Below are 21687 nucleotides of genomic sequence, written 5' to 3'. Positions count from 1 at the left end.
TCATTTTTACCCAAACGGCACAAACAAAGATATGGCAATCCTCAGCAATTTGCTTAAAAAAGGCATTCGTCTTCGGGAAAGTTTAGAGCAGGAAAGTGCTAATCCTCTTGATTTGCAAAAAGAGCAATTGAGAAAACTTTTACTGAAGTCGGTCAGGACTGAAATCGGAAAAAAGTATGATTTCGAAGGTATTTTGAAGGAATTCAGAAATGATCCTGATGCATTTTATGTCCGATTCAAGGAGCAGGTTCCAATTTATGACTACAATTCAATTCATGCAGAGTTTTGGCATAAGCTCCAAGAAGGAAAGAAAAATGTCACATGGCCTGGCAGAGTTAAATACTTTGCGCTGAGCTCGGGAACGTCAGGAGCGGCTTCCAAATATATTCCAATCACCAAATCCATGGTGAAGGCTATTCGAAGAACCGGAGTCCGGCAGATTCTAAGCCTTTCTAAATATGATTTTCCCGCCTCTCTTTATACCAAAGGCATTTTAATGCTAGGAGGAAGTACGGATCTGGAGTTTAATGGAACCTATTTTTCCGGTGACCTCAGCGGAATCACCGCAGGAAATCTACCGATCTGGTTTCAGCGGTTTTATAAGCCGGGAAAAAAGATTTCCAGAAATCGAAATTGGGGAGATAAGTTGGATCAAATAGTAGAACACGCAAAAACTTGGGATATCGGTATTATTGTTGGAGTTCCAGCCTGGCTTCAGATTTTGTTGGAAAAAATCATCGAACGGTATCAGGTTAAGAATATTCATGAGATCTGGCCCAATCTTCAGATTTTCGTGCATGGGGGAGTTTCTTTTGAACCCTATAAAAAAGGATTCGAAGGCCTGCTGGGAAAACCATTGACTTATATGGAAACCTATCTGGCTTCAGAAGGCTTTTTGGCCTTCCAAGCCTTGCCCAACCGGAAATCCATGCGTTTGGTGCTGAATAATGGTATTTTCCATGAATTTGTGCCCTTTACTGAGGAAAACTTTGATCTAGAAGGGAATATCCTTTCGACTGCCGAAACCTTAAAAATTGATGAAGTAGAAGAGGGGAAAGATTATGCCTTGTTGATCACCACCTGTGCCGGAGCCTGGAGGTATTTGATAGGAGATGTTATTCGGTTTGTTTCAAAAAACGAATCTGAAATCATCATTACTGGAAGAACCAAGCATTTTTTGAGTCTTTGTGGAGAGCATCTCTCTGTGGACAATATGAATAAGGCGATTGAAATGGCTGCTGAGCATTTCAATATCAGAATTAGGGAATTTACCGTATTGGGAATTCCCTATAAAAATCTCTTTGCTCATCACTGGTATATCGGAACCGATGATCAGGTGGATAAAAAAGTGCTACAAGCCAAAATCGATGAATTCCTTTGCCAACTCAATGATGATTATGCAGTGGAACGAAGACATGCCTTGAAAAAAGTACTGTTGGACGTGATTCCGGCTCAAGTATTCTATGAATGGATGAGAATCCAGGGCAAAGAAGGAGGCCAAAACAAATTTCCAAGAGTACTGAAAGGAGAGAAGGCTAAATCCTGGGTAGATTTTCTCAAAGCTAAAGAATTGCCAAATGGGTAATTCTCTCTTGGAAGGAATCAGCATGGGGCTTTTGCTCAGCGTTATCGTTGGGCCTGTGTTTTTCACTTTGATCACCAATAGCCTAGAAAAGGGATTTCGTTATGCCATGGTTTTGGCTTTGGGAATTCTGTGCAGTGATACCTTGTATGTAATTCTAACCTATTTTGGGATTCGGATTTTGGCCGATAACACCCTTTTTGAACTGGTTTTAGGTTATGTAGGTGGTTTAATTCTGGTTGGATTTGGGATTAGCTCCTTGGTCAAGAAAAGTATCGATAGACCCAATACCGGTGGGATCGAGTTGTCTACTCATAAAAAGAGGACAGCATTTGCCAAGGGATTCTCGATCAATGGGATAAATCCATTTGTATTACTCTTTTGGATCTCCATTGCAAGCTTAGTGTCCATGAAGGAATCCTGGTCGGGAACCCAGGTTTTTTTATACTACTCAGGGATTTTGGTGACTGTATTTTGCATTGATTTACTTAAGGCCTTTGTGGCCAAACAGCTTTCCCGGTTTGTTACTCCAAGGTTGATGGGGATTTTAAACAAGGCTGTCGGCTTCATTATGATATTTTTTGGCGGTAGGATGATTTGGATGACTTGGATAATAGCGTGAACTTATGGTTTACATATTGGTTTTAAGGTCATGAAAACAAGCACATCTTTTCGTTTAGGACTTTTATTGATCCTTTTTCTGAGTTTAGGTTTTTCTCCTTTAGTAGCGCAAGAGGTACCTGCCTTGAAAGAATTCAACCTGCAGCGGTTGGATTATAATCAAAAGGGAATGTTGATTTTGGGTTCTTGGGCAATAGGAAATATGATTTGGGGTGGGATAGGAGCCAGCCAAACCTCCGGAGAGGTGAAAGCTTTTCATCAAATGAATATGTATTGGAATTCTGTCAATTTGGTGATTGCAGGATTGGGATACTGGCAGGCTACTAAGGAGGTTCCAGGAACTGATTTTTGGGCCACAATGGAAGCTCAACATGGAATCGAGAAAATTCTTTTGGTCAATGCAGCCTTGGATGTAGCCTATATGGCCGGAGGTTTGTATTTAAAAGAAAGAGGAATTAGAAAAGACAAGGAAAGATTGGTGGGTTTTGGAAAGTCCATTATTCTTCAAGGGGCATTTTTGATGGTATTTGATGGAGTGATGTATGGATTTCATGCATCTCATGCTGCGGAATTACCCAAGCTGGTTCAGAATCTTAGCCTAGGTCCTCAGGGGGTTTCCTTAAGATTTGACCTGTAAATCTCTGAAGGAAAACTTTTTATTTGGAGAAAGCGTAAATCCACCTATCTTCTACCTAAATTCTTCTACTATGAAAAAACTTCTTTTCGCCTCAGCACTTTTATTGGCCACATTTTCCTGCAAGGTATCTGATTCCATTACCATTGACACCTTTGCCAAAAAGGAGAATTTGAGAAGGTATCATTCCTTTAAAATGGTGGATTCCGAGTATTCTACAAAGAAAAATAAGGCCCTTACCCAGATTTTTCAGGATCGATTGGTGGAATTTGGCTTTGTTCAAGCTGAGGAAAATCCTGATTTTTTGATTCAATCTGTATTAGTCACAAGGGAATTCATCCAAGAACTAGGTCAATCTTCCTCTGTTCCTTTTCCGTTTATTTATTCAGCCAACGGCACCGGAGGATTTTCATCAGGTGGGAATAGCGAGTTTGTGATCAATAAAGGAATGATCGGAAAAGTGATCTTTTTAATTCAGGATGCCAAGAGCTATGAGATTGCCTGGATGGGTGTTGGGACTGGAATCGTCGCCTCAGGAAATACCTTTGACAATGAAAAGCTTTCCATCGCTTTGGATGAGTTATTGGCCTCTATTGATTAAAAAGAAGGATATCTGGAGTAAGGGGCAAAAAAAAGGGTGGTATTGAAACCACCCTTTTTATTTTTCTTCGGATCAACCGGCATTCTTCATGTTCTGAACTTCTGAACGGATATCCTGAGCCAAGTTCTTTAGCTCTTGCATTCCTTTTCTTACTCTGGTACCCGCAGCTTGGTTTCCTTTGTCGTAGAACTTTTCGAAGTCAGCTTCCAAGCTCATTACTAGATTTTTTACTTCACTAAATCTGCTCATAGTAAAAGTTTATTTTTTAGGTTGATGATAAGTTTACTGTCATCGAATATAGCCTAAATACTTACTATTTCAATCCAGAGGCCGTTTTTTTTAATTTTTTTTTTATTCTCCGAAAGAAAGTGCGAGCTCAGAATTTTTATAAACACCGGAAAGCAGTTTATCCTTCACTGCAGAAAATGCAGCAATAGTTTCTTCCACATCTTCCAAAGTATGTACCGCAGTTGGGATTAATCTCAAGATAATCATCCCTTTAGGTACTACTGGGTAAATTACTACTGAACAGAAAATATTGAAGTTTTCTCTCAAATCCATGGAAAGTGCTGCCGCTTCACCTACTGTTCCATTCAAGACAACTGGGGTGACAGGGGAGTTTGATTTACCGGTGCTGAATCCGTTGTCGTGAAGGCCTTTTCTGAGCGCATTTACGATTTTCCAGAGATTATCTTTCAATTCTGGCTGGGATCTCAGCATATCCAAACGCTTCAAAGCACCTTCCACCAATAGCATCGGAAGTGATTTTGCGAAGATTTGGGATCTCATGTTGTATCTCAAATACAAGATCACATCTGCGTCGCCGGCGATAAATGCACCGATGGAAGCCATGGATTTTGCAAAGGTGGAGAAGTACAAATCGATCTCATCCTGCACACCTTGTTCTTCACCTGTACCGGCACCGGTTTTACCCATAGTACCAAATCCATGTGCGTCATCTACTAGGAGTCTGAAATCAAATTTCTTCTTTAACTCAACGATCTCTTTCAATTTGCCTTGATCACCGGTCATTCCGAATACACCCTCGGTAATGACCAATATTCCACCACCGGTTTCCGCAGCAAGTTTTGTAGCTCTTTCAAGCTGCTTTTCGCAGTTTTCAATATCGTTGTGAGGGAATACATACCGCTTGCCTAGGTGCATTCTCAAGGCATCTATAATACAAGCATGGCATTCTGAATCGTAAACTACTACGTCCTTACGGTCCAAAATAGCGTCGATCACAGACATGATCCCTTGATAACCGTAGTTAAGCAGGTAAGATTTTTCTTTGCCTACAAATGCAGCCAATTCATCTTCCAGTTGCTCATGCATGTCAGTTTGACCAGACATCATACGTGCACCCATTGGATAGGCAGCACCCCATTTGGCAGCGGCGTCCGCGTCTGCTTTCCGAATATCGGGATGGTTGGCAAGTCCTAAGTAATTGTTAAGGGACCAGGTAAGTACTTCTTTTCCTTTAAACTTCATCCGGGGAGCAATCTCACCTTCCAGTTTAGGGAATGACCAATACCCATCAGCAAACTCAGAGTGTTTGCCCAAAGGGCCCATATTCGTTTTTAATTTTGCAAATAGATCCAAAGCTTGTTAAAGTTTAGAGGGTGGGTTGAATTAATGTGAACATTAAAATCCGCCAAAAATAAAACTAAATCGCCTCCGAAGCAAAAATCCGTTTCATTAGATGCAGGATTCTGTATTCCTCGAGATAATTTCCTTATTTCGTCTCAAGTAAGATTTACCTACCCAAGAAACCTTTAGAGATTTATGCCAGAAATCAAAAAACTTTTGGTCGCCAACCGTGGTGAAATTGCACTTAGAATTATGCGGACTGCCAAAGAAATGGGCATTTCGACAGTCGCAGTGTATTCTGAAGCCGATCGACTTTCCCCTCATGTCAAATTCGCCGATGAGGCCGTTTGCTTGGGGCCTCCGCCTTCCAATCAATCTTACCTTTTGGGAGATAAAATAATACAGGTCTGCAAGGACTTGGGTGTGGACGCTATTCATCCGGGTTATGGTTTTCTTTCAGAAAATGCAGCCTTTGCCAAAAAGATAACCGATGCGGGATTGATTTTTGTCGGACCATCTCCAGAATCAATTGAAGTAATGGGAAGTAAGCTGGCTGCAAAACAGGCAGTTGCGAAGTATGATATTCCATTAGTTCCAGGGACAGAAGAGGCGATTTCAGATATAAAAGCTGCCAAAGAAAAGGCTCAGGAAATCGGCTATCCCATCTTGATCAAAGCCTCTGCGGGTGGCGGCGGAAAAGGCATGAGAATCGTGGATTCTGAGGTTGAATTTGAGGAGCAAATGCAAAGAGCTGTGTCAGAAGCACAGTCAGCATTTGGAGATGGAGCAGTCTTTATTGAAAAATTCATTACCTCCCCAAGACATATTGAAATCCAAGTTTTGGGTGATCAGCATGGCAATATTGTTTACCTGTTTGAAAGAGAGTGTTCGATCCAGCGTAGGCATCAAAAAGTCATTGAGGAAGCTCCCTCTGCCGTAGTTACTCCGGAAATGCGAAAAGCCATGGGAGAAGCTGCCGTTGGTGTGGCAAAGGCTTGTAATTATTATGGTGCGGGTACTGTAGAGTTTATCGTGGATGACCAATTGAATTTTTATTTCCTCGAGATGAATACCCGATTGCAGGTGGAGCATCCTGTGACTGAGATGATTACAGGGAAGGATTTGGTCCGCGAGCAAATCAAAATCGCCGAGGGAAATCCCCTTCCATTCTCTCAAAAGGATTTGAAAATTCATGGGCATTCGGTGGAAGTCAGGGTATATGCCGAGGATCCAAAGAATAATTTCTTGCCCGACATTGGAAAACTGATCACTTACAGGAGACCTCAGGGACCAGGAATCCGGGTGGATGATGGATTTGAAGAGGGAATGGATATTCCGATTTATTATGACCCAATGATCGCCAAGTTGATCACTCACGGAGAAAATCGTCAGGATGCCATTGATCGTATGATAAGAGCTATCAATGACTATAGAATCACCGGAATCGAGACTACCTTAGATTTTTGTCGCTTTGCGCTTCAGCATGAGGCGTTTACTTCCGGTATGTTCGATACCAAGTTTGTGGAAAGATTTTTCACCCCAGATAAATTGGAACCTACATTCTCTGATGAGGAAAAAGAAATCCTTGCAGCTTTATCGGTTGTTTTCTATGAAAAAGAAGAAGACAGAATAAATCCCAAAACACCGATTTCAAATCAAGCGACCACCAATTGGAAAAATAGATTGATCTGATGGCAGAGATTTTACCCCTCAAAGCCTGGAGATATTCGGAAAGCTTGAGTGAAAAAATGGAGGAATTGACGGCTCCTTTGTTTGATGTCGTTTCTTCCAAACAAAGGGAAGTTTTGTACCAAAATCCTCTGAATAGCATTCATTTATCCGTTCCTACAGGAAAAGATCCCTTCTTCGAAGCGAAGGAAACACTCAATCGTTGGAAACGGGAGGGAATAATCCGGCAGGATTCATTGCCCGGAATCTATGTGTATTACCAGTATTTCCGACTGCCCGGAGATCATGATGAGCGCTGTCGCAAAGGCTTTATCGCTCAGATTAAAGCCTACGATTGGAATGAAGGCCAAATCCTCCGTCATGAAAACACCATCGTTTCGGCAGTAAATGATCGGATTCATCTTTTGGAAGCCACGGAAATTCAAGTCAGTCCGACGCATGGTTTGTATGAAGATGAGAGCTTTGAATTGGAAAAATACATGGATGCAGCTATGGCGACCCCTATTTATGAACTGGAAGATTATCAGGGAGTTCGGGAAGTGTTGGCTGTGATTCATGATGCGAAAGTGATCGCCAAGTTTTTGGAAAAAATTAAACCTCAAAAGATCATTTTGGCAGATGGACATCATCGATTGGAAGGAGCAATAGCCTATCGGAAAAATAAGCAAGACGCATTTCCAGAGGCCGAGTGGCAAGGTTCGGATTATCATTTGATGTATTTTACCAATGCCCACGGTAATCACCTGAAAATCCTTCCTACACACCGGCTTTTTTATGGGCTTGAAATCTCAGAAAAAGAACTGCTTGATAGGTTAGGAGAGTGGTTTGACATCCGTCAATTTGGAGACGCAGAGGAGCTCTCGACCTACACCTTCCAAAGAGTTTGGTCCTTCGGCTTAGTATTCAAAGAGGATGCGTGGATCATCAAGCTAAAGCCAGAAAAATGGAATGAATTGGCCTCAGAAGTGGCTGAAGCGGTTAGGAAGCTTGATCTCTGGGTTTTGCATGAGGTGCTATTTTCAAAAATTCTGGGCATCAAGCAGGAAGATCAGCGCTCATCCAATCAACTGGCCTTTGAAAGGAACTTTTCTCGCTGTATCCGGGAAGTAAGAGAAGGGCAGGCAAGTTTTGCAGTAATTACCCGTGAGATCGAGCTGGAGCAAGTATTGGAAGTATGCAAATCGGGCGAGGTGATGCCTCAAAAATCCACTTACTTTTATCCCAAAGCCTTGGGTGGTTTGCTTTTTGCAAGTATCAACCAACGTGAATTTGATTATGACTATGGAGCCTTTTTTACAAAAACTCAAGAATAAAAAAATCATTCTCGCCTCTGGCTCGCCCAGAAGACAGGAGTTGCTAAAAGGGCTGGAAGTCGATTTTGAAGTAAGAAAGCTCGATGTGGATGAGTCTATCCCTGAGGAGATTCCGGTAGAATTTGTGGCAGCCTATCTGTCCAAACTCAAAGCTGAAAGCTATCCTGGTGAGCTTCAGGAAAATGAAATCCTGATTACTTCAGATACCGTGGTGATAGAACGTGGTCATATTTTGGGCAAGCCCAATTCTGAGGAAGAGGCTTTTGATATGCTCAAAAGCCTTTCAGGATCTTCCCATATCGTGATGACAGCCGTCACCTTGATGGACAGAAAGAAAAAAGTGACCTTGGAAGACGAGGCCGTAGTGACCTTCCGTTTTTTGGAGGAAGAGGAGATTTGGCATTATATCCGTAAGTATAAACCATTTGATAAGGCTGGAGCTTATGGGATCCAGGAATGGATTGGATACATGGGAGTCAATAGTATTCAAGGCTCCTATTATACGGTCATGGGCTTTCCGATGCACTTGGTCTATGAGCAGTTGAAAAAGTGGTAACCCTGGTTGGGATGTAGCGTCTTATTCTTTTTTCCCGTAAAGGAAACAAAACAAATACGATGAAATACTTACTTCCTTTCCTTTTTCTAAGTCTCGTATTTTTTTCCTGTAAAGATTCAGAAGGTCCTGAATCCTGTGGAGTCGAAAATCCTGCCCAAAATTTGCCTTGGTTCGTGGAGCGTATTGAAGAAATTGAGGCAAGTTCATTTCCCGAGTATTTTTACATCGTTGAAGCAAGATATAAGGGAAATACAGTCTTCTTAATGGAAAACTGCTGTCCGTTTTGCAATTCCATAGTCACTGTTGTGGATTGCAGCGGTGAAAATATTGGATTTCTGAGCGAACAAAGTGGCATTGATCCCTCAGAAATCACCCATGTGAGGATCGCCTGGAAGCCTTCGAATTCTTCCTGCAATTTCACTTCATAAAAAAAGCCGGATTAATTCCGGCTAACTTTTCCAATCCCACTGACGTCTTCCTTGATGACTTTAGGGTATCCGGTGTATTTTACTTCCCCGATACCTGATACTTCCAGGGAAAGTTCTCCCTCGCAATGAACAGCCACTCGGCCAATCCCGGAGCTTCTCAAATCCACATTTTGGGCAATTAGACCGGATGCATCGATATTTCCGATTCCCTCATTGTCCAGGTTAAACCGATCCGATTTTCCCTTCAGGTTCATATTGCCCATCAGATCCAGATCTGCATCAATGCGATTCGCATTCAATTCCAAGTTGATATTTCCTACACCTTCGCCTCGGATCGAAATTTGGTCAACATTGAAGGCAGATTGGGTTTTGATATTTCCCACTCCTTCAAATTCCAATTCTTTTAAATCGGCGATTTGAAGGGTCACATCCAAGCTTTTATCCTTGAAGAAATTGCCTTTCACATCTTTCAATTCCAGTTCTAATTGGTCCCCTTGCTGAGTAATTTTAAATCGCTCTGAGAGCTCCTCACTTCCCTCAATACTGATGGATTCATTATCAGATTGAATCAAAGTCAGATTGATAACTCCACTGATTTTCAGTCTAGCAACTCCGGAGATTTCTTCCACATTTTCAAAGCGGTTGTCAGAATCATCTACGTTTCTGGGACTGCAGGAAATTATGCCTAATAAGATTAAGGCGATTACTAATAGTTGGGTTTTCATAATGCTGGGTTTAGAGTTTATTTAGCTTCAAATTAATCAAACCCCGCATATTTTCCCATTTACGATATGGAGCTAGGAAATTCCAAATGCCTTAATCCACTACTTGTGTTATGATAAAAGTCATTTTAAGGTAAATATTCTAGGTCTAGAGGCCCGAAACATTTATTGGTACGTAAAATAAAAGGAGGGCTTACCTCTTTGACCATTAACCAAACAAAACGACCAATGAAAACCTTATCGAACAAAGTAGCACTGATCACTGGAGCTGGATCTGGAATTGGAAAAGCAGCCGCTCTTCTTTTTGCTAATCAGGGTGCCAAAGTGATTGTATCTGACATTCATGAAGGGCATGGGAAAGAAGTCCTAGAGGAGATCAAAAAATCTGGAGGAGAGGCAAGTTTTTTCAAATGTGATACATCCCAAGCCAAGGAGCAGGAAGCTTTGGTTCAATTTGCCATGGATACCTATGGAGGCTTGGACATTGCGGTGAATAATGCAGGAATCGGCGGACCTTTGGCACTTACAGGTGAATATCCCTTGGATGGTTGGCAAAAAGTCGTGGACATCAACCTCAACGGAGTATTTTATGGGATGCGATTTCAAATTCCAGCTATGCTAAAATCTGGAGGAGGATCCATTGTAAATATTGCTTCAATTCTGGGTAATGTAGGAACAAGATTTTCCCCTGCTTATGTAGCCTCAAAGCATGGAGTGGTGGGATTGACAAAGGCAGCAGCCCTCGAGTATGCTAACCAAAATATCCGGGTAAACTCCATCGGACCGGGCTATATCAATACCCCATTGCTTACAAATGTTTTAGAGCCAGAGACGATTAAGCAAGTGGAATCTTTACATCCCATGAATAGGCTGGGGAAATCAGAAGAGGTTGCCGATTTGATTTTGTTTCTGGCCTCATCCAACTCCAGTTTTGTAACTGGGTCTTATTATCCCGTGGACGGAGGGTATCTCGCCCAATAAAACACAGCTAGCCCAAGCCATTAGGTTTGGGCTTTTTTTATGCATTTTTTACCGATCAACCCAATTTCGTCCTGTTTACAACTTGGATTTTTCTATTTTGACCGGAAGAAAAATTCCTGCTCACCCACTAGTCCTGATTCCTGAATGAGATCACTTTTATCCGCTGTTTTAGTCTCCAGTGTATTGATTTTGCAATTTGCCTGTAAGAGTAAAGAAGATTCTGTTTCTAAAAAAAGTATCCGACAGTCTCAAAAGTTAATTGGGCTGGAGTTGAATAAACAGCACTTTGATCCACTGGCGAATTATTTGGCAAGAAATAAGGCTGGGTATGACAGCCTAAGGAGTATTGAAATCCCCAATGAAGTTTTCCCCGCAGTACTTTTTGACCCGCATCCAAGAGCTTTCCAATTTCCTGTGTTTGAAACTTCTCCAAGTTTTTCCATTCCCAAAGCTATTGAGCTTCCGGAAGACAAAAATGAGCTTGCATTTTTCACGATCCCACAATTGGCCTCTTTAATTCAAAGCAGGAAAATTACCTCCGTGGAGCTTACCCAGTTTTTCATTTCCAGAATAAAGGAGCATGATTCCAAACTCCACAGCGTCATCACACTCACTGAAGATCTGGCTATGGAACAGGCAAAAAGAGCAGATGAAGAACTGGCAGCAGGGAAGATCCGGGGAATTCTACATGGGATTCCTTATGGGGTGAAAGATTTGCTCGCTGTCAAAGGCTATCCGACCACTTGGGGAGCGGAACCCTATAAAGATCAAGTGATTGACATGACAGCGACCGTAGTGCAAAAGCTGGAGGCACAAGGTGCAGTTTTAATCGCTAAACTAGTCTCAGGATCCCTGGCAAGAGGGGATGTTTGGTTTGGTGGAAAAACCCTCAACCCCTGGGACTTGAGTCAAGGTGCTACAGGATCTTCAGCTGGATCTGGAGCCGCTACTTCTGCTGGCTTGGTGCCGTTTGCCATTGGAACAGAGACTTTGGGCTCGATAACCTCGCCCTCAGCTCGAACCGGAATCACAGGTCTCCGACCTACCTATGGCCGGGTGAGTCGTCATGGAGCGATGAGCTTGAGTTGGTCTATGGATAAAATTGGCCCTATGGCCAGAAGTGCAGAAGATTGTGCCATTGTTTTTCAGGCGATTTACGGAAAGGATGAGTATGATCCCTCGACCAATGAGATTTCCTTTGAATTTTCTGCCGCAGGTGATGTGAAAAAACTGAAAGTGGCTTTCCTTCAAAAGGATATCGAAAAAGACACCACTGAATCCGGCCAAAATATGCTCGCCTCCTTGGAAGTTTTTCGGAAAATGGGATTAGAATTAACCCCAATTGAGCTTCCTGAAAACTATCCCTATGGGGTTTTTGATATCATTCTTCGAGCTGAATCCGGAGCCTTCTTTGATGATTTGGTGAGAAGTGGTGAGGTGGATCTTATGGTTGAGCAGCACGAGGGGTCCCGGGCAAATTCCCTGAGACAATCCCGGTTTATTCCAGCTGTGGAATACCTTCAAGCCAATCGGGTTCGGTCGATGCTGATTGAGGAAATCAATGATCTATTTGATGATTATGATGTGATCATTGCCCCAGCGAGTAAAAGCAGACAAGTGTTGATCACTAATCTTACCGGACATCCTGCCTTGAGTATTCCCAATGGCTTTGATGAAAAGGGTAGACCAACCAGCCTGACGCTTCTGGGAAATTTGTATCAAGAAGGTAAAATACTGGAGTTGGCTAAGGCGTTTCAAGACCTCACGGATTTTGAAGAAAAGAATCCTCCTTTGTTTTCGGGGAAAAAATAACGCGCTTCTCTTAACCGGTTATACTTTGACTTTGAAAAGTCTCCGTCTTTTCTCTGGAAAATGACAAATCACAGGTAACCTCGTATAAGTCGATTTTCCCTTTATGGATATGAACTCTTATGTCCTTGAGGTGGATTGTGCTGACATTGATGAAAAGCTTTGAAACTTCCTGAACAGCATTTTCCACAGCAGCTTCTATTCCTTTGTTTGATTTCCCTGAAACCTCAACAATATTTTTGATAGTCATGATCCTGTAGTTTAGGATTTCCAAAAATCAAGTTGAATACCAATTCAAACAATACTGCATTATTGTTAAAATTCAGGCTCTAGAAGCCAATTAATGGTTTTTTATATTTTATTCCTTGGAATTCTTGCATAAAAAATGGGGAATAATCTCCCCGTTTACTCTAAAATATTCCCCAACCCGAAGGCGTTGCGAGCTTCTTTGGATAAGCAGAATAAGACTAAAATTTGAAGGTAGAACTCAGTATTGGAATTCTTATCCAAAGGAAATCAATCTAATTTTGTCCTTTGTTGGGATCTTGAAAGGGCCCATAAACTGCATCTCTGAATTTCTTATGAACCTGTCCGGCAAAAGGCATGACTTGGACGAAGAGAACTGCTGTCAAATTGTTTTGAGGATCTACCCAAAATAAGGTGCTGGCTGCTCCATCCCAGAAATACTCTCCAACCATTCCCATATTTTCCTCCGGAGAAGAGGTAGGAGCCACTCTTACGGCAAAATCAATCCCAAAACCAACATTCCCCTTACTAGGTAGAAACATCCGCTCTGTGACGCTCTCATCCAGCTGGTTGGTAGCCATTAGTTTCACCGTTTCCGGTTTGAGAATTGTGGTTCCCTCATAGGTTCCACCATTGACCAGCATTTGGGCAAACTTCATGTAATCGTCCAAAGTAGAAGTCAAGCCATAACCTCCCGGGGTCAAGGCCCACTGCTGAGTATTGAAGGCATGAGCAATAGAATCCGGAACTTGACTCAGGGCACCATCTTCCGACCTTCGGTACATGGCCGACAAGCGGTTCTGATCACTTTCTGGAACGAAATATCGTGTTTCGCTCATCCCCAGAGGATCCAAAACATTTTCCCGAACATATTCCCCATAAGGTTTGCCAGAAAGTCTTTCTACCAAGAATGCCTGAACATCTACCGAAGGTCCATAAGCCCACTGGGCTCCAGGCTGAAACATGAGAGGAACTTTCCCCATTTTTTCCGCCATTTGAACCAAGGTGTTATTCCGGTTTCCAGGATCAGCGGCCTTTAATAGCTCCCCTAATCCGGGTTGGTTTGGATTGGTTGCAAATCCAGCGGTATGTCGGGTGATATCTCTGATGGTAATAGGTCTGGTAAGTGGCTCAAGTTTGATTTCTCCAGATACCGAATCCATGCCCGCAAAAACCATCATATTGGCGAATTCAGGAGCATATTTTTCCAAGGGATCGTCAAGTTGAAATGCACCTTGCTCGTACAAAGTCATCAATGCCACTCCAGTAATTGGCTTGGTCATGGAATAGATGATGGCCAAAGTATTTCTTTCCATTGGCTTTTGTGCTTCTCTATCCGCAAAACCCGCTGCCTTAAAGTAAACCTCTTCGCCTTTCTCATAAATTAAGGCAGATGCTCCAGCCACCATTCCCGATTCCACCATTTCGATGAGAGCTGAGTCAAGCCGGGCTTTTGCCGATTCATCAATGACAAGGTCTTCTTTGGAAGCTTTGGAGCAGGAGAAAATGGCTATTAACAGGATCGGGAATAGGAGGGATGTAGGTTTCATGGAAGGAGTAGGTGCTAGAGGTTAAAGTATTGAAGCAGAATTAAATATGGAAATTATATTTTAAGAATGAGTCATTTCTTTAAAAGGAAAGACCCATTGCAAAAAACAAAGATTCAGGAAAACCGAAGCCGGTTCGGAAAAGGAATGGTTTTCCTGGTTTTTGGTGGCGATAAGCAAAATTGAATGCAATCGGGAAATCCATATCTCCATTCACTACGAAATTCGGCCCAGCACTCATTTCAAAATGACTGGCCTTTCTTCCGGTAATAATTCCATATTGGAGATTGAAGTATTGTCCCGAATCTCCCCAAGCACCATAGGTGCCATATCCTACTTTTCCAAATGTACCGGTTACTTTTTTATCCAAGGATTGGGTGAGCATCCGTTCCAGATTGATAAAAGCTGTACCATATATCCCAGCAAAACCAAGTCCTCCATGGAGTGTTGTTTTTCGATAGGGATTGGGTTCGGAATCTTGAGCCCGAGCATCTACCAGTGAGTTAGAAATCAGAATACCGGCAATTGCAAATATTCTGAAAAGAGGAAGGAATTGTCTATGGTTTTTCATGGGTGTGTTGGGCGAAAAGCCACAGAAATTACAGTTATTTTTATGATTTTCAGAATTTAATTTGATTTACTGAATCCATTGGCTCTTACAGGGTCTGTGAGCTCAAAAACATCAAAATGAAAGCAAAAAAAAAGAGGTCCAGACAAAGCCTGCACCTCTTTAACGTTTGTGAAAGGAGGAGATTACTTTACCACTTTCACGTTAACGGCATTGATACCTTTTTTACCTTGTACTAGGTCATAGGTAACCTGATCTCTCTCACGGATTTCGTGTACTAGTCCAGTGTGATGTACAAATACATCTTCAGAGTTGTCTGCTGGAGTGATAAATCCAAATCCTTTTGTTTCGTTGAAGAATTTTACTGTTCCTTGGTTCATAATTTTACTTGTTTTGATCTGCCTTTCGGCTGTGTGAATTATTGGTTTGATTTAATTGTTTTTTTGGTACTGGAGGCTCAGGCGGAGAATCAGAGAAGTTTCCGAATTCATCCACATAAACGATCATGTTTTCAAGGCTTCCGTCTTTCGGCTGTGCCTTACGTTCAAGTTTCTTTTCTAGTTTCTCTTTTTGCTTTCGCTTTTTGAGCTCGGCTTTTTGTTTTTTAATAAATGTGTTTTGGTTTTTCGACATGGATAATTTCTCAGTTGATAAAGGTGATTGCTCGTCCGGTTTTCCCGGCTCTTCCAGTTCTCCCAATTCTATGGATATAAGCATCCATGGTCATGGGCATTTGGTAATTGATGACAAGATTTACATCGGCTACATCAATACCTCGAGCAGCTACATCGGTAGCCACCAAAACTCGGATCTTTCCTGATTTGAATTCGTCCAAGGTTCTATTTCTGAAATTCTGGGATTTATCTCCGTGGATTTGACCTGCAGAGATCCCGTTTTGGTTCAGTTTTTTAGCCAACCGATCAGCCAGTCTTTTCGTTTCGGTGAAGAGAATTACTTTCTCCAAAGAAGAGTCCTGGAAAAGGTCTTTCATGACCAAAAACTTATCTTCTCCGTCAGCCACCTGAATGGTTTCCTGATTGATATGCTCGTTGGCAGAAGTTCCTGGATCGATTTGGATTTCCACAGGATTGTCTAATAATCCGGAAATCAATTTCTGCTGGCTGGCGTCCAAAGTGGCAGAGAAGAGCAAGGTTTGCTCTCTTGAACCAATCATTTCCACCAATCGCTTGACGTCTTGGATAAATCCCATGTCCAGCATTCTGTCAAATTCATCCAAAACAAGTGTATTTACTTGTTTAAGCGGAAGAACTCGCTGTTTCGCCAAATCCAACAATCTTCCCGGTGTCCCGATCAAAACCTGAGGTTTCTGGGAAAGATGATTTAGATCAGATTGGATATTGGTCCCACCGATAAAGGTGGCCCATCTGAGATTCATTCCCAGCGTTAATTCTTTAAACTCTTCTCCGATCTGCAAGGCAAGTTCCCGGGTAGGAGCTACTATCAACACAGAATGTGCCAGTGGCTTCTCCAGCAATCTCATGATCAAGGGGATCAAAAATGCTGCAGTTTTGCCGGATCCTGTTTTGGAAATCGCCAGCATATCTCTTCCTTCCAAAAGAACTGGAACCGCTTGCTCCTGGATAGGAGTCAAGGTGGTGTATCCTTTCTTTTGAATGTTTGCTTGGAGTTTTTTGTCCAAGGGAAGATTAATGAAGTTTTGTCCCGAGGTGGGATTACTGATTTTCTGAACAGGCAATGCTTTCTTGACCAATTGTTTTGGATCAAGGGAAGAAACCATTTTCCTTTTGGTTTGGTGTCTTCCAGGTGCCTGTGGAGCCCCTTTGGATATGGGACGATTATTTCTTTTTGGGTAAGTCATAGTATTAATGAGTCGCTTTTACAGGCACGGCTTCATAATTCCCCAGATAATGGAGCATTTTGAAATGTGACTTTAAAGCATGTAAAAAATTCTTTTTGGAATAATAAGGCAGGTTGTATTCAGCTGCCGTTTGTTTTACAATGGTTGAAATGTCTTTGTAGTGGACATGACAGATGTCCGGGAATAAATGATGCTCAATCTGATAATTCAGGCCACCAATCAACCAAGAGAAAACCCGGCTTTTGGGAGCATAATTGCTGGTTGTCATCAATTGGTGAATCATTCTTTCTCCCTCTACCATGCCATGTTCATCTGTTAAGTGAAAGGATACATCAGGCATGATGTGGGCGGTTTGGAAAACCAATGAAATCGAAAGTCCTGTTACGAAATGAAGTGCAAGGAAGGCTAGTAGGATTTCACCAACTCCGAAAGGAGAGAATAAAATCGGCAACCCTAAGGTGAAGGCGAAGTAAACTAGTTTCCAAAGTAGGATCTTGATGAAAGTGTTTCGGTAAACATTCTTTCCTTTGAACAATCCCATTTTATAATATCTATCCAAGCGGATAAAATCTTTGGTAGTCACCCAAGAAAGCGTCGATAAACCATAGAAAAACCAGGTGTACCAATGTTGATAAGGGTGAAGAAGGTTCTTTTTTGCATTGGGAGAAAACCTCAGGAAAAAAGGAACATTCAAATCGTCATCCCCTTCATGGATATTGGTGAAGCTATGATGAAGGACATTGTGCTGCACTTTCCAGATAGTCGCATTGGCGCCTACCATATTTAAAGTGTAGCCTAGAAGTTTGTTGATTTTGGGGTTGGAAGAGTAAGTTCCATGGATGGCGTCATGCATGATTCCCATTCCGATTCCGGCCATGCCAAAACCACTGAGAATGAAACAAGCGAATAGTTGCCAAGTTTGGGTGAGCAAGCCGGTACTGACCAGAAGCACTGGTACAAAGTATAGGGTCAACATGAGAATGGTTTTGAAAACCATTTCCGGGTTACCGTATTTACTCTGATTTGTGGATTGGAAATGAGAATTGACCCGGCTGCGAAGGGTAAGGGAGAAATCAGAAAGAGCTGATTCCGAAAATCGAATGGTCTTAATAAGAAAGGGGGTGAAAGGGGGAAAGAAATTTGTTCAAGATGTTTTTTGAATTCATTCTGCGGTATTCAATTCTACGGCTAGACTAGGCTAGATGGGGAACTAAAAAGTAGAAAGAGAAGAATTATTACCGTGAAAAACTCTTGAAATGCTACTTGGGGCAGGGAAATTACCGATACTGTTTACTGACAGGATGGAAGTACTTCGTCTAAGTGCTCTGGCATCCTTCTTTTACAAAGGTAAGTAAAGTTAATCTTTTTGGTACTATGCATTTCTAAATATTCAGGTGAATGTGCCTTTGGAGCCTGTAAATGAAGTTTTTATTTTTTTAAGACACCAATTAATTATCCATTAACTTCCAAAAAAAGGCCAAACGATAAAAATCAAAAGAAATAGACGAACAAAAAAAACCGAGAATACTTCCTCGGTTTTTAGAGTGTTTTATTAGTTAATCTACTTGAACATTGCCTTCAGTCCATTCATAAATCATCAATTCTTCTTCAGTAATAAAATCTGCAAAATCTTCACAGGGAGGATTACCAAAATTTAACCAAGTTCCAGTATACAAATCAGAATCAGCATTAGCACCTTCTCCATTATCCTGAAAACCTATATAATAAGGAATGGATTCAATTTCGAACCTAATATAGGCTTGGTTTCCGATCACAAACAAACAGTTAACTTCAGCCCAACCCACAACTTCACCTTCCTCATCTGAAAACTTGATCATTCCTACGTCCATTCCATCTACACTTTCTTTGGCTTGGAAGGATATGTAATATCCATCAAAAAAACTATTGTCTTGAGTTCCTCCACCATTAACTATGCTGGCCCATTTTTTATTAGAACGAAGCATAATTTCAGCATCCATCAAACTGGAGGGATTTTGTTTACTCCTCTCTAAGGCTTCTCTAAAATCCTCAGCAAATTCTGGATTCGCATCCAACGAATTGAAGACTTTTGATAAGTTTTCGGAGTTTTTAAGGTTGTCAAAATCCTGAATCTGTTCTGTTCCATCCATAGAACAACCGAGCGCAAAAACTACTAAAATAAGGAGACTTAAAAGTGAACCTCCTCGCATTGAAAATTTAAAATTTTTCATGGGTATATTGGTTTTTGGTTAAACAAAATGTAAAAGAACTAGAAAGAATATATCGTATTATAAAAATATATCCAATTGAAAATCAATTTAATAACCTTTTTTACCTTCAATTTATAATTAGATCGATTAGCTATTTTGAACCATAAATTGTACTTTCTGACCAAGACATATTTCGTTTAATGTTTGGGGTTTCTTATAAAGAATCCCCTCCAAGAGGAAGTAAGTCCTGATCTTAAAAATTAAAATTTTGATTTAAGTTTGGATTTAAAGAAGATTCAAAAAAGTCTCCGATGGAATTTAGTTTTCAAAGGATTTTTTCATTTAATCAGATTTTTTGAATCCATTAAAGGCGAGTGATCCGTGATTAGGATCTTTTTCAAGAATAAGAGCTACATCAATAATCCAACAGTTCAGAAATGCTTCTGATTGGGTTTGGAAATGATTTTCCAATTTCATTTGATTTGGTCTTTTGTAAAGGCGATATACATTCCCTTCATTCGAAAAAAATTATTTTTCTGCTTTGATCTTCATCTGAAAAATTGATCCATTCATTTGCTTTTATTTGTGTGGGAAAATGTGAATCGCCCGCCTGTTTTATGAAAAACAACTTTCTTACTTACTCCATTCTTGGGGCGATGCTTCTCGGGGTAGCTGTTGGATACTTCATCCATTCGACTGGTCAGCAAGAATATATATCTACCTACAGCGACAATATCAAATTACTGGCAACCATCTTTATCCGCTTGGTTCAGATGATCATTGCACCTTTAGTGTTCACTACTTTGGTGGTTGGAATCGCTAAACTGGGTGATGTAAAAGCGGTCAGTAGACTAGGGGGGAAATCCATGCTTTGGTTTTTCTCAGCTTCCTTGGTGTCTCTTTTGATCGGGTTGTTGATGGTAAACTATTTTGAGCCAGGAGTGGGGATGAATCTAAGCGCTTCTGATGCCTCTGGAGTTGCGGATGTAACAGGAAAGACCCAGAGCTTTTCGCTTCAAAACTTTGTAGAACATATTGTTCCCAAAAGTGTCTTTGAAGCAATGGCGACCAATGAGATTCTTCAGCTAGTTGTCTTTTCCATTTTCTTCGGGATAGCTCTTTCTGGGATGGGCCAGCACGGCTACCCATTGATCAAAGCCTTGGATGTGGTCGCACATGTTACTTTGAAAATGGTTGGGTTTATCATGATGTCTGCTCCATTGGGTGTATTTGGAGCTATTTCTGCGGTGATTGCTACCAGAGGTTTGGATATTTTGTTGACCTATGCCCGATATTTTGGAGCATTCATTGCCGGAATAGGGGTCTTATGGGTAGTCTTGATGGGAGTTGGATATTTGATGTTAGGCAAACGACTGTGGGAGTTACTTCGCAGTTTGTTTGGATCTATGGTCATCGCTTTTAGTACCACCAGTTCCGAAGCAGTTTTTCCAAAACTTACCGAGGAACTCAAACGCTTTGGCTGTAACGATCGGATTGTTTCTTTTATCCTTCCTTTAGGCTATTCCTTTAATCTTGACGGAAGTATGATGTATATGACTTTTGCAAGCATTTTCATTGCTCAAGTCTATGGAATTGAACTTGACTTAGGAACTCAGCTTACCATGCTTTTGGTGCTTATGCTGAGTAGTAAAGGTGTGGCAGGAGTTCCAAGAGCCTCTTTAGTGGTGGTTGCTGCTACTTGTGGCATGTTTAATATCCCAGTTGAAGGAATCGCTTTGATTCTTCCCATTGACCATTTTTGCGATATGTTCAGAAGTGCAACCAACGTCTTGGGAAATGGTCTAGCAACAACAGCCGTCAGTAAGTGGGAAGGGGAGTTGTCAACCGAAAACGCCCCAGTTAAAGAGCGTGAGCTTGTGGAATCTTAAACTAAAAAACATTACTTCCCAATTATCTTCAACTGCTCTTCCGAGCTGATGATTTCGTCTTCATATTCCAAAGTCCAGCCTAAAGTTTTGGTCAGAAAATATAGGTTGGCGAGTTCCTCCATCAGTCTATCCTTTGCTTGGCTTTTAATGGAGGAAGCCTCGATTTTGGCACGAACTTGCTCGGTGATTTTGGTTTTGATGGTATTGTAATCCTTTCCTTCAAAAGGATTTAGATAATCTTGAGTGACATCGTAATAATCAAACTCCGGGTAAATCTGCAGAACCGGCTCAGGGATCTCCAGAATTCGGACTGTCTTCGATGCGGGATCCAATTCAGTTTTTAATTTTCTTAAATCGTATTCTACGGTGGCCTTGGTATTGACTAAAACCAGCGCTTTTTTGTCTGCAGAAATCAGATTCAGAAAAAGCTTTTGCGAGTTTTTGTAAGTAAACACCTGAGAATAATGCCCTTCTGTCACGATCAATTTGCCGACTTGCTCGATTTGCTGCTGGATTAAACTGGAGTCAGCGAACAACTCTTCCTTTTTTTCCTGTCGGGAAGTAATCCACCAAAAACCAGCCACAAGCAATGCAGCAGCAATAAATCCAGTCCAAAATCTCATCATGAGCCTAAGTTAGCTGATTTTGCATTAGTACTGGAATGGTCAAAATAGGATTGTTATTTTTCTGTGGGCTTTTAAATAATATATAAATCTGCCTTCTTACCGGAAGGCCATACTCATTGTTTAATATCCCACTTGAAGTTCATCTTTAGCCAGCTTCGGACTTCGCACTTCGGTCTTCCAACCGGCCAACCGAAGTAATTTTGGATTGTGGTGCAATTGCGGATAATTTTATTAAAAAGTATGTATCTCCGCTTTC

Annotated in this window: 23 protein-coding genes; 11 read left to right on the top strand and 12 right to left on the bottom strand. The window is 41.4% G+C overall.

What is annotated here, in order from left to right; translation table 11 throughout:
- Positions 1 to 31 precede the first annotated feature (31 nt).
- From G458_RS0114310 to G458_RS0114295, 4 genes are all read left to right on the top strand, one after another.
- On the top strand, positions 32 to 1585 hold the full coding sequence (locus G458_RS0114310; protein WP_026952496.1) for a GH3 family domain-containing protein: 1554 nt from the start codon (positions 32 to 34) through the stop codon (positions 1583 to 1585).
- Entirely contained in the window at positions 1578 to 2204 is a 627-nt protein-coding gene (locus tag G458_RS0114305) for a LysE family translocator (protein ID WP_026952495.1), read from the top strand. The genes G458_RS0114310 and G458_RS0114305 overlap by 8 nt, the downstream gene beginning before the upstream one ends.
- A 30-nt stretch (positions 2205 to 2234) precedes the next feature.
- Positions 2235 to 2840 (top strand): DUF6992 family protein, encoded by a 606-nt coding sequence (locus G458_RS0114300; protein ID WP_026952494.1) that lies wholly within the window; start codon positions 2235 to 2237, stop codon positions 2838 to 2840.
- Positions 2841 to 2910: 70 nt separating this feature from the next.
- A complete protein-coding gene (locus G458_RS0114295; protein ID WP_026952493.1) occupies positions 2911 to 3438 on the top strand; it encodes a DUF4136 domain-containing protein in 528 nt (175 codons plus the stop codon).
- Positions 3439 to 3510: 72 nt separating this feature from the next.
- Here the strand turns inward: G458_RS0114295 and G458_RS20900 are convergent, their stop codons facing one another.
- Positions 3511 to 3687 (bottom strand): histone H1, encoded by a 177-nt coding sequence (locus tag G458_RS20900; RefSeq protein WP_035468257.1) that lies wholly within the window; start codon positions 3685 to 3687, stop codon positions 3511 to 3513.
- A 102-nt stretch (positions 3688 to 3789) separates the two neighbouring features.
- Positions 3790 to 5040, bottom strand: a complete 1251-nt coding sequence (locus G458_RS0114280) for an aminotransferase class I/II-fold pyridoxal phosphate-dependent enzyme (RefSeq protein ID WP_026952492.1) — start codon at positions 5038 to 5040, stop codon at positions 3790 to 3792.
- Positions 5041 to 5223: 183 nt separating this feature from the next.
- On the opposite strand from G458_RS0114280, the gene accC reads away from it, so the two are divergent.
- The 4 genes from accC to G458_RS0114260 are packed head-to-tail and all read left to right on the top strand — an operon-like array spanning position 5224 to position 9014.
- Positions 5224 to 6720: an acetyl-CoA carboxylase biotin carboxylase subunit gene (gene accC / locus G458_RS0114275; protein ID WP_026952491.1), complete on the top strand. Its 1497-nt coding sequence runs from the start codon at positions 5224 to 5226 to the stop codon at positions 6718 to 6720.
- Positions 6720 to 8030: a DUF1015 domain-containing protein gene (locus G458_RS0114270; RefSeq protein ID WP_026952490.1), complete on the top strand. Its 1311-nt coding sequence runs from the start codon at positions 6720 to 6722 to the stop codon at positions 8028 to 8030. Before accC ends, G458_RS0114270 begins: the two co-directional genes overlap by 1 nt.
- Positions 7999 to 8586, top strand: coding sequence for a Maf family nucleotide pyrophosphatase (locus G458_RS0114265; RefSeq protein ID WP_026952489.1), 588 nt, complete (start codon positions 7999 to 8001; stop codon positions 8584 to 8586). Before G458_RS0114270 ends, G458_RS0114265 begins: the two co-directional genes overlap by 32 nt.
- Before the next feature lie 59 nt (positions 8587 to 8645).
- Positions 8646 to 9014 (top strand): hypothetical protein, encoded by a 369-nt coding sequence (locus tag G458_RS0114260; RefSeq protein WP_026952488.1) that lies wholly within the window; start codon positions 8646 to 8648, stop codon positions 9012 to 9014.
- A gap of 11 nt (positions 9015 to 9025) precedes the next feature.
- Here the strand turns inward: G458_RS0114260 and G458_RS0114255 are convergent, their stop codons facing one another.
- Positions 9026 to 9739 carry a head GIN domain-containing protein gene (locus G458_RS0114255; protein WP_026952487.1) on the bottom strand — a complete coding sequence of 238 codons (714 nt, stop codon included), beginning with the start codon at positions 9737 to 9739 and terminating at the stop codon, positions 9026 to 9028.
- Between the two features lie 225 nt (positions 9740 to 9964).
- Between G458_RS0114255 and G458_RS0114250 the strand changes: the two genes are divergently transcribed.
- Positions 9965 to 10717 (top strand): SDR family NAD(P)-dependent oxidoreductase, encoded by a 753-nt coding sequence (locus G458_RS0114250; RefSeq protein ID WP_026952486.1) that lies wholly within the window; start codon positions 9965 to 9967, stop codon positions 10715 to 10717.
- Between the two features lie 144 nt (positions 10718 to 10861).
- Positions 10862 to 12529 carry an amidase gene (locus G458_RS0114245; RefSeq protein ID WP_035468254.1) on the top strand — a complete coding sequence of 556 codons (1668 nt, stop codon included), beginning with the start codon at positions 10862 to 10864 and terminating at the stop codon, positions 12527 to 12529.
- 10 nt (positions 12530 to 12539) lie between these two features.
- Here the strand turns inward: G458_RS0114245 and G458_RS20895 are convergent, their stop codons facing one another.
- The 8 genes from G458_RS20895 to G458_RS0114200 form a co-directional block, all read right to left on the bottom strand.
- Complete coding sequence (locus G458_RS20895) at positions 12540 to 12776, bottom strand: dodecin family protein (protein WP_051287326.1); 237 nt, start codon at positions 12774 to 12776, stop codon at positions 12540 to 12542.
- Between the two features lie 271 nt (positions 12777 to 13047).
- Positions 13048 to 14322, bottom strand: coding sequence for a serine hydrolase domain-containing protein (locus G458_RS0114235; protein ID WP_026952484.1), 1275 nt, complete (start codon positions 14320 to 14322; stop codon positions 13048 to 13050).
- Between the two features lie 79 nt (positions 14323 to 14401).
- Positions 14402 to 14890 (bottom strand): hypothetical protein, encoded by a 489-nt coding sequence (locus G458_RS0114230; protein WP_026952483.1) that lies wholly within the window; start codon positions 14888 to 14890, stop codon positions 14402 to 14404.
- Between the two features lie 182 nt (positions 14891 to 15072).
- Positions 15073 to 15267 carry a cold-shock protein gene (locus tag G458_RS0114225; RefSeq protein ID WP_026952482.1) on the bottom strand — a complete coding sequence of 65 codons (195 nt, stop codon included), beginning with the start codon at positions 15265 to 15267 and terminating at the stop codon, positions 15073 to 15075.
- A gap of 4 nt (positions 15268 to 15271) precedes the next feature.
- Positions 15272 to 15520, bottom strand: a complete 249-nt coding sequence (locus G458_RS0114220) for a hypothetical protein (RefSeq protein ID WP_026952481.1) — start codon at positions 15518 to 15520, stop codon at positions 15272 to 15274.
- A gap of 10 nt (positions 15521 to 15530) precedes the next feature.
- Entirely contained in the window at positions 15531 to 16646 is a 1116-nt protein-coding gene (locus G458_RS0114215) for a DEAD/DEAH box helicase (protein ID WP_245579276.1), read from the bottom strand.
- Between the two features lie 85 nt (positions 16647 to 16731).
- Complete coding sequence (locus G458_RS0114210; protein ID WP_035468252.1) at positions 16732 to 17703, bottom strand: fatty acid desaturase family protein; 972 nt, start codon at positions 17701 to 17703, stop codon at positions 16732 to 16734.
- Positions 17704 to 18283: 580 nt separating this feature from the next.
- On the bottom strand, positions 18284 to 18937 hold the full coding sequence (locus G458_RS0114200; RefSeq protein ID WP_026952478.1) for a hypothetical protein: 654 nt from the start codon (positions 18935 to 18937) through the stop codon (positions 18284 to 18286).
- A 596-nt stretch (positions 18938 to 19533) separates the two neighbouring features.
- Between G458_RS0114200 and G458_RS20890 the strand changes: the two genes are divergently transcribed.
- Positions 19534 to 20805: a dicarboxylate/amino acid:cation symporter gene (locus G458_RS20890; RefSeq protein ID WP_051287321.1), complete on the top strand. Its 1272-nt coding sequence runs from the start codon at positions 19534 to 19536 to the stop codon at positions 20803 to 20805.
- 11 nt (positions 20806 to 20816) lie between these two features.
- On the opposite strand, the gene G458_RS0114185 is transcribed toward G458_RS20890, so the two are convergent.
- Positions 20817 to 21431: a DUF4230 domain-containing protein gene (locus G458_RS0114185; protein WP_026952477.1), complete on the bottom strand. Its 615-nt coding sequence runs from the start codon at positions 21429 to 21431 to the stop codon at positions 20817 to 20819.
- Between the last annotated feature and the right edge of the window lie 256 nt (positions 21432 to 21687).

The organism is Algoriphagus mannitolivorans DSM 15301, assembly GCF_000429425.1.
Lineage (GTDB): Bacteria > Bacteroidota > Bacteroidia > Cytophagales > Cyclobacteriaceae > Algoriphagus > Algoriphagus mannitolivorans.
Note: the sequence above shows the minus strand (reverse complement) of the source record. Positions and strands in the feature narration are given on the sequence as shown.

Excerpts from the sequence above, each read along its gene's own strand:
- G458_RS0114270 (WP_026952490.1), top strand. The coding sequence starts at position 6,720 with ATGGCAGAGATTTTACCCCTCAAAGCCTGGAGATATTCGGAAAGCTTG.
- G458_RS20890 (WP_051287321.1), top strand. The coding sequence starts at position 19,534 with ATGAAAAACAACTTTCTTACTTACTCCATTCTTGGGGCGATGCTTCTC.
- G458_RS0114210 (WP_035468252.1), bottom strand. The coding sequence starts at position 17,703 with ATGTTGACCCTATACTTTGTACCAGTGCTTCTGGTCAGTACCGGCTTG.
- G458_RS0114185 (WP_026952477.1), bottom strand. The coding sequence starts at position 21,431 with ATGATGAGATTTTGGACTGGATTTATTGCTGCTGCATTGCTTGTGGCT.
- G458_RS0114260 (WP_026952488.1), top strand. The coding sequence starts at position 8,646 with ATGAAATACTTACTTCCTTTCCTTTTTCTAAGTCTCGTATTTTTTTCC.
- G458_RS0114220 (WP_026952481.1), bottom strand. The coding sequence starts at position 15,520 with ATGTCGAAAAACCAAAACACATTTATTAAAAAACAAAAAGCCGAGCTC.
- G458_RS0114225 (WP_026952482.1), bottom strand. The coding sequence starts at position 15,267 with ATGAACCAAGGAACAGTAAAATTCTTCAACGAAACAAAAGGATTTGGA.
- G458_RS0114305 (WP_026952495.1), top strand. The coding sequence starts at position 1,578 with ATGGGTAATTCTCTCTTGGAAGGAATCAGCATGGGGCTTTTGCTCAGC.
- G458_RS0114215 (WP_245579276.1), bottom strand. The coding sequence starts at position 16,646 with ATGGTTTCTTCCCTTGATCCAAAACAATTGGTCAAGAAAGCATTGCCT.
- G458_RS0114265 (WP_026952489.1), top strand. The coding sequence starts at position 7,999 with ATGGAGCCTTTTTTACAAAAACTCAAGAATAAAAAAATCATTCTCGCC.
- G458_RS0114235 (WP_026952484.1), bottom strand. The coding sequence starts at position 14,322 with ATGAAACCTACATCCCTCCTATTCCCGATCCTGTTAATAGCCATTTTC.
- G458_RS0114255 (WP_026952487.1), bottom strand. The coding sequence starts at position 9,739 with ATGAAAACCCAACTATTAGTAATCGCCTTAATCTTATTAGGCATAATT.
- G458_RS0114245 (WP_035468254.1), top strand. The coding sequence starts at position 10,862 with ATGAGATCACTTTTATCCGCTGTTTTAGTCTCCAGTGTATTGATTTTG.
- G458_RS0114300 (WP_026952494.1), top strand. The coding sequence starts at position 2,235 with ATGAAAACAAGCACATCTTTTCGTTTAGGACTTTTATTGATCCTTTTT.
- G458_RS20900 (WP_035468257.1), bottom strand. The coding sequence starts at position 3,687 with ATGAGCAGATTTAGTGAAGTAAAAAATCTAGTAATGAGCTTGGAAGCT.
- G458_RS0114230 (WP_026952483.1), bottom strand. The coding sequence starts at position 14,890 with ATGAAAAACCATAGACAATTCCTTCCTCTTTTCAGAATATTTGCAATT.
- G458_RS0114200 (WP_026952478.1), bottom strand. The coding sequence starts at position 18,937 with ATGAAAAATTTTAAATTTTCAATGCGAGGAGGTTCACTTTTAAGTCTC.
- G458_RS0114310 (WP_026952496.1), top strand. The coding sequence starts at position 32 with ATGGCAATCCTCAGCAATTTGCTTAAAAAAGGCATTCGTCTTCGGGAA.
- G458_RS20895 (WP_051287326.1), bottom strand. The coding sequence starts at position 12,776 with ATGACTATCAAAAATATTGTTGAGGTTTCAGGGAAATCAAACAAAGGA.
- G458_RS0114250 (WP_026952486.1), top strand. The coding sequence starts at position 9,965 with ATGAAAACCTTATCGAACAAAGTAGCACTGATCACTGGAGCTGGATCT.
- G458_RS0114295 (WP_026952493.1), top strand. The coding sequence starts at position 2,911 with ATGAAAAAACTTCTTTTCGCCTCAGCACTTTTATTGGCCACATTTTCC.
- accC (WP_026952491.1), top strand. The coding sequence starts at position 5,224 with ATGCCAGAAATCAAAAAACTTTTGGTCGCCAACCGTGGTGAAATTGCA.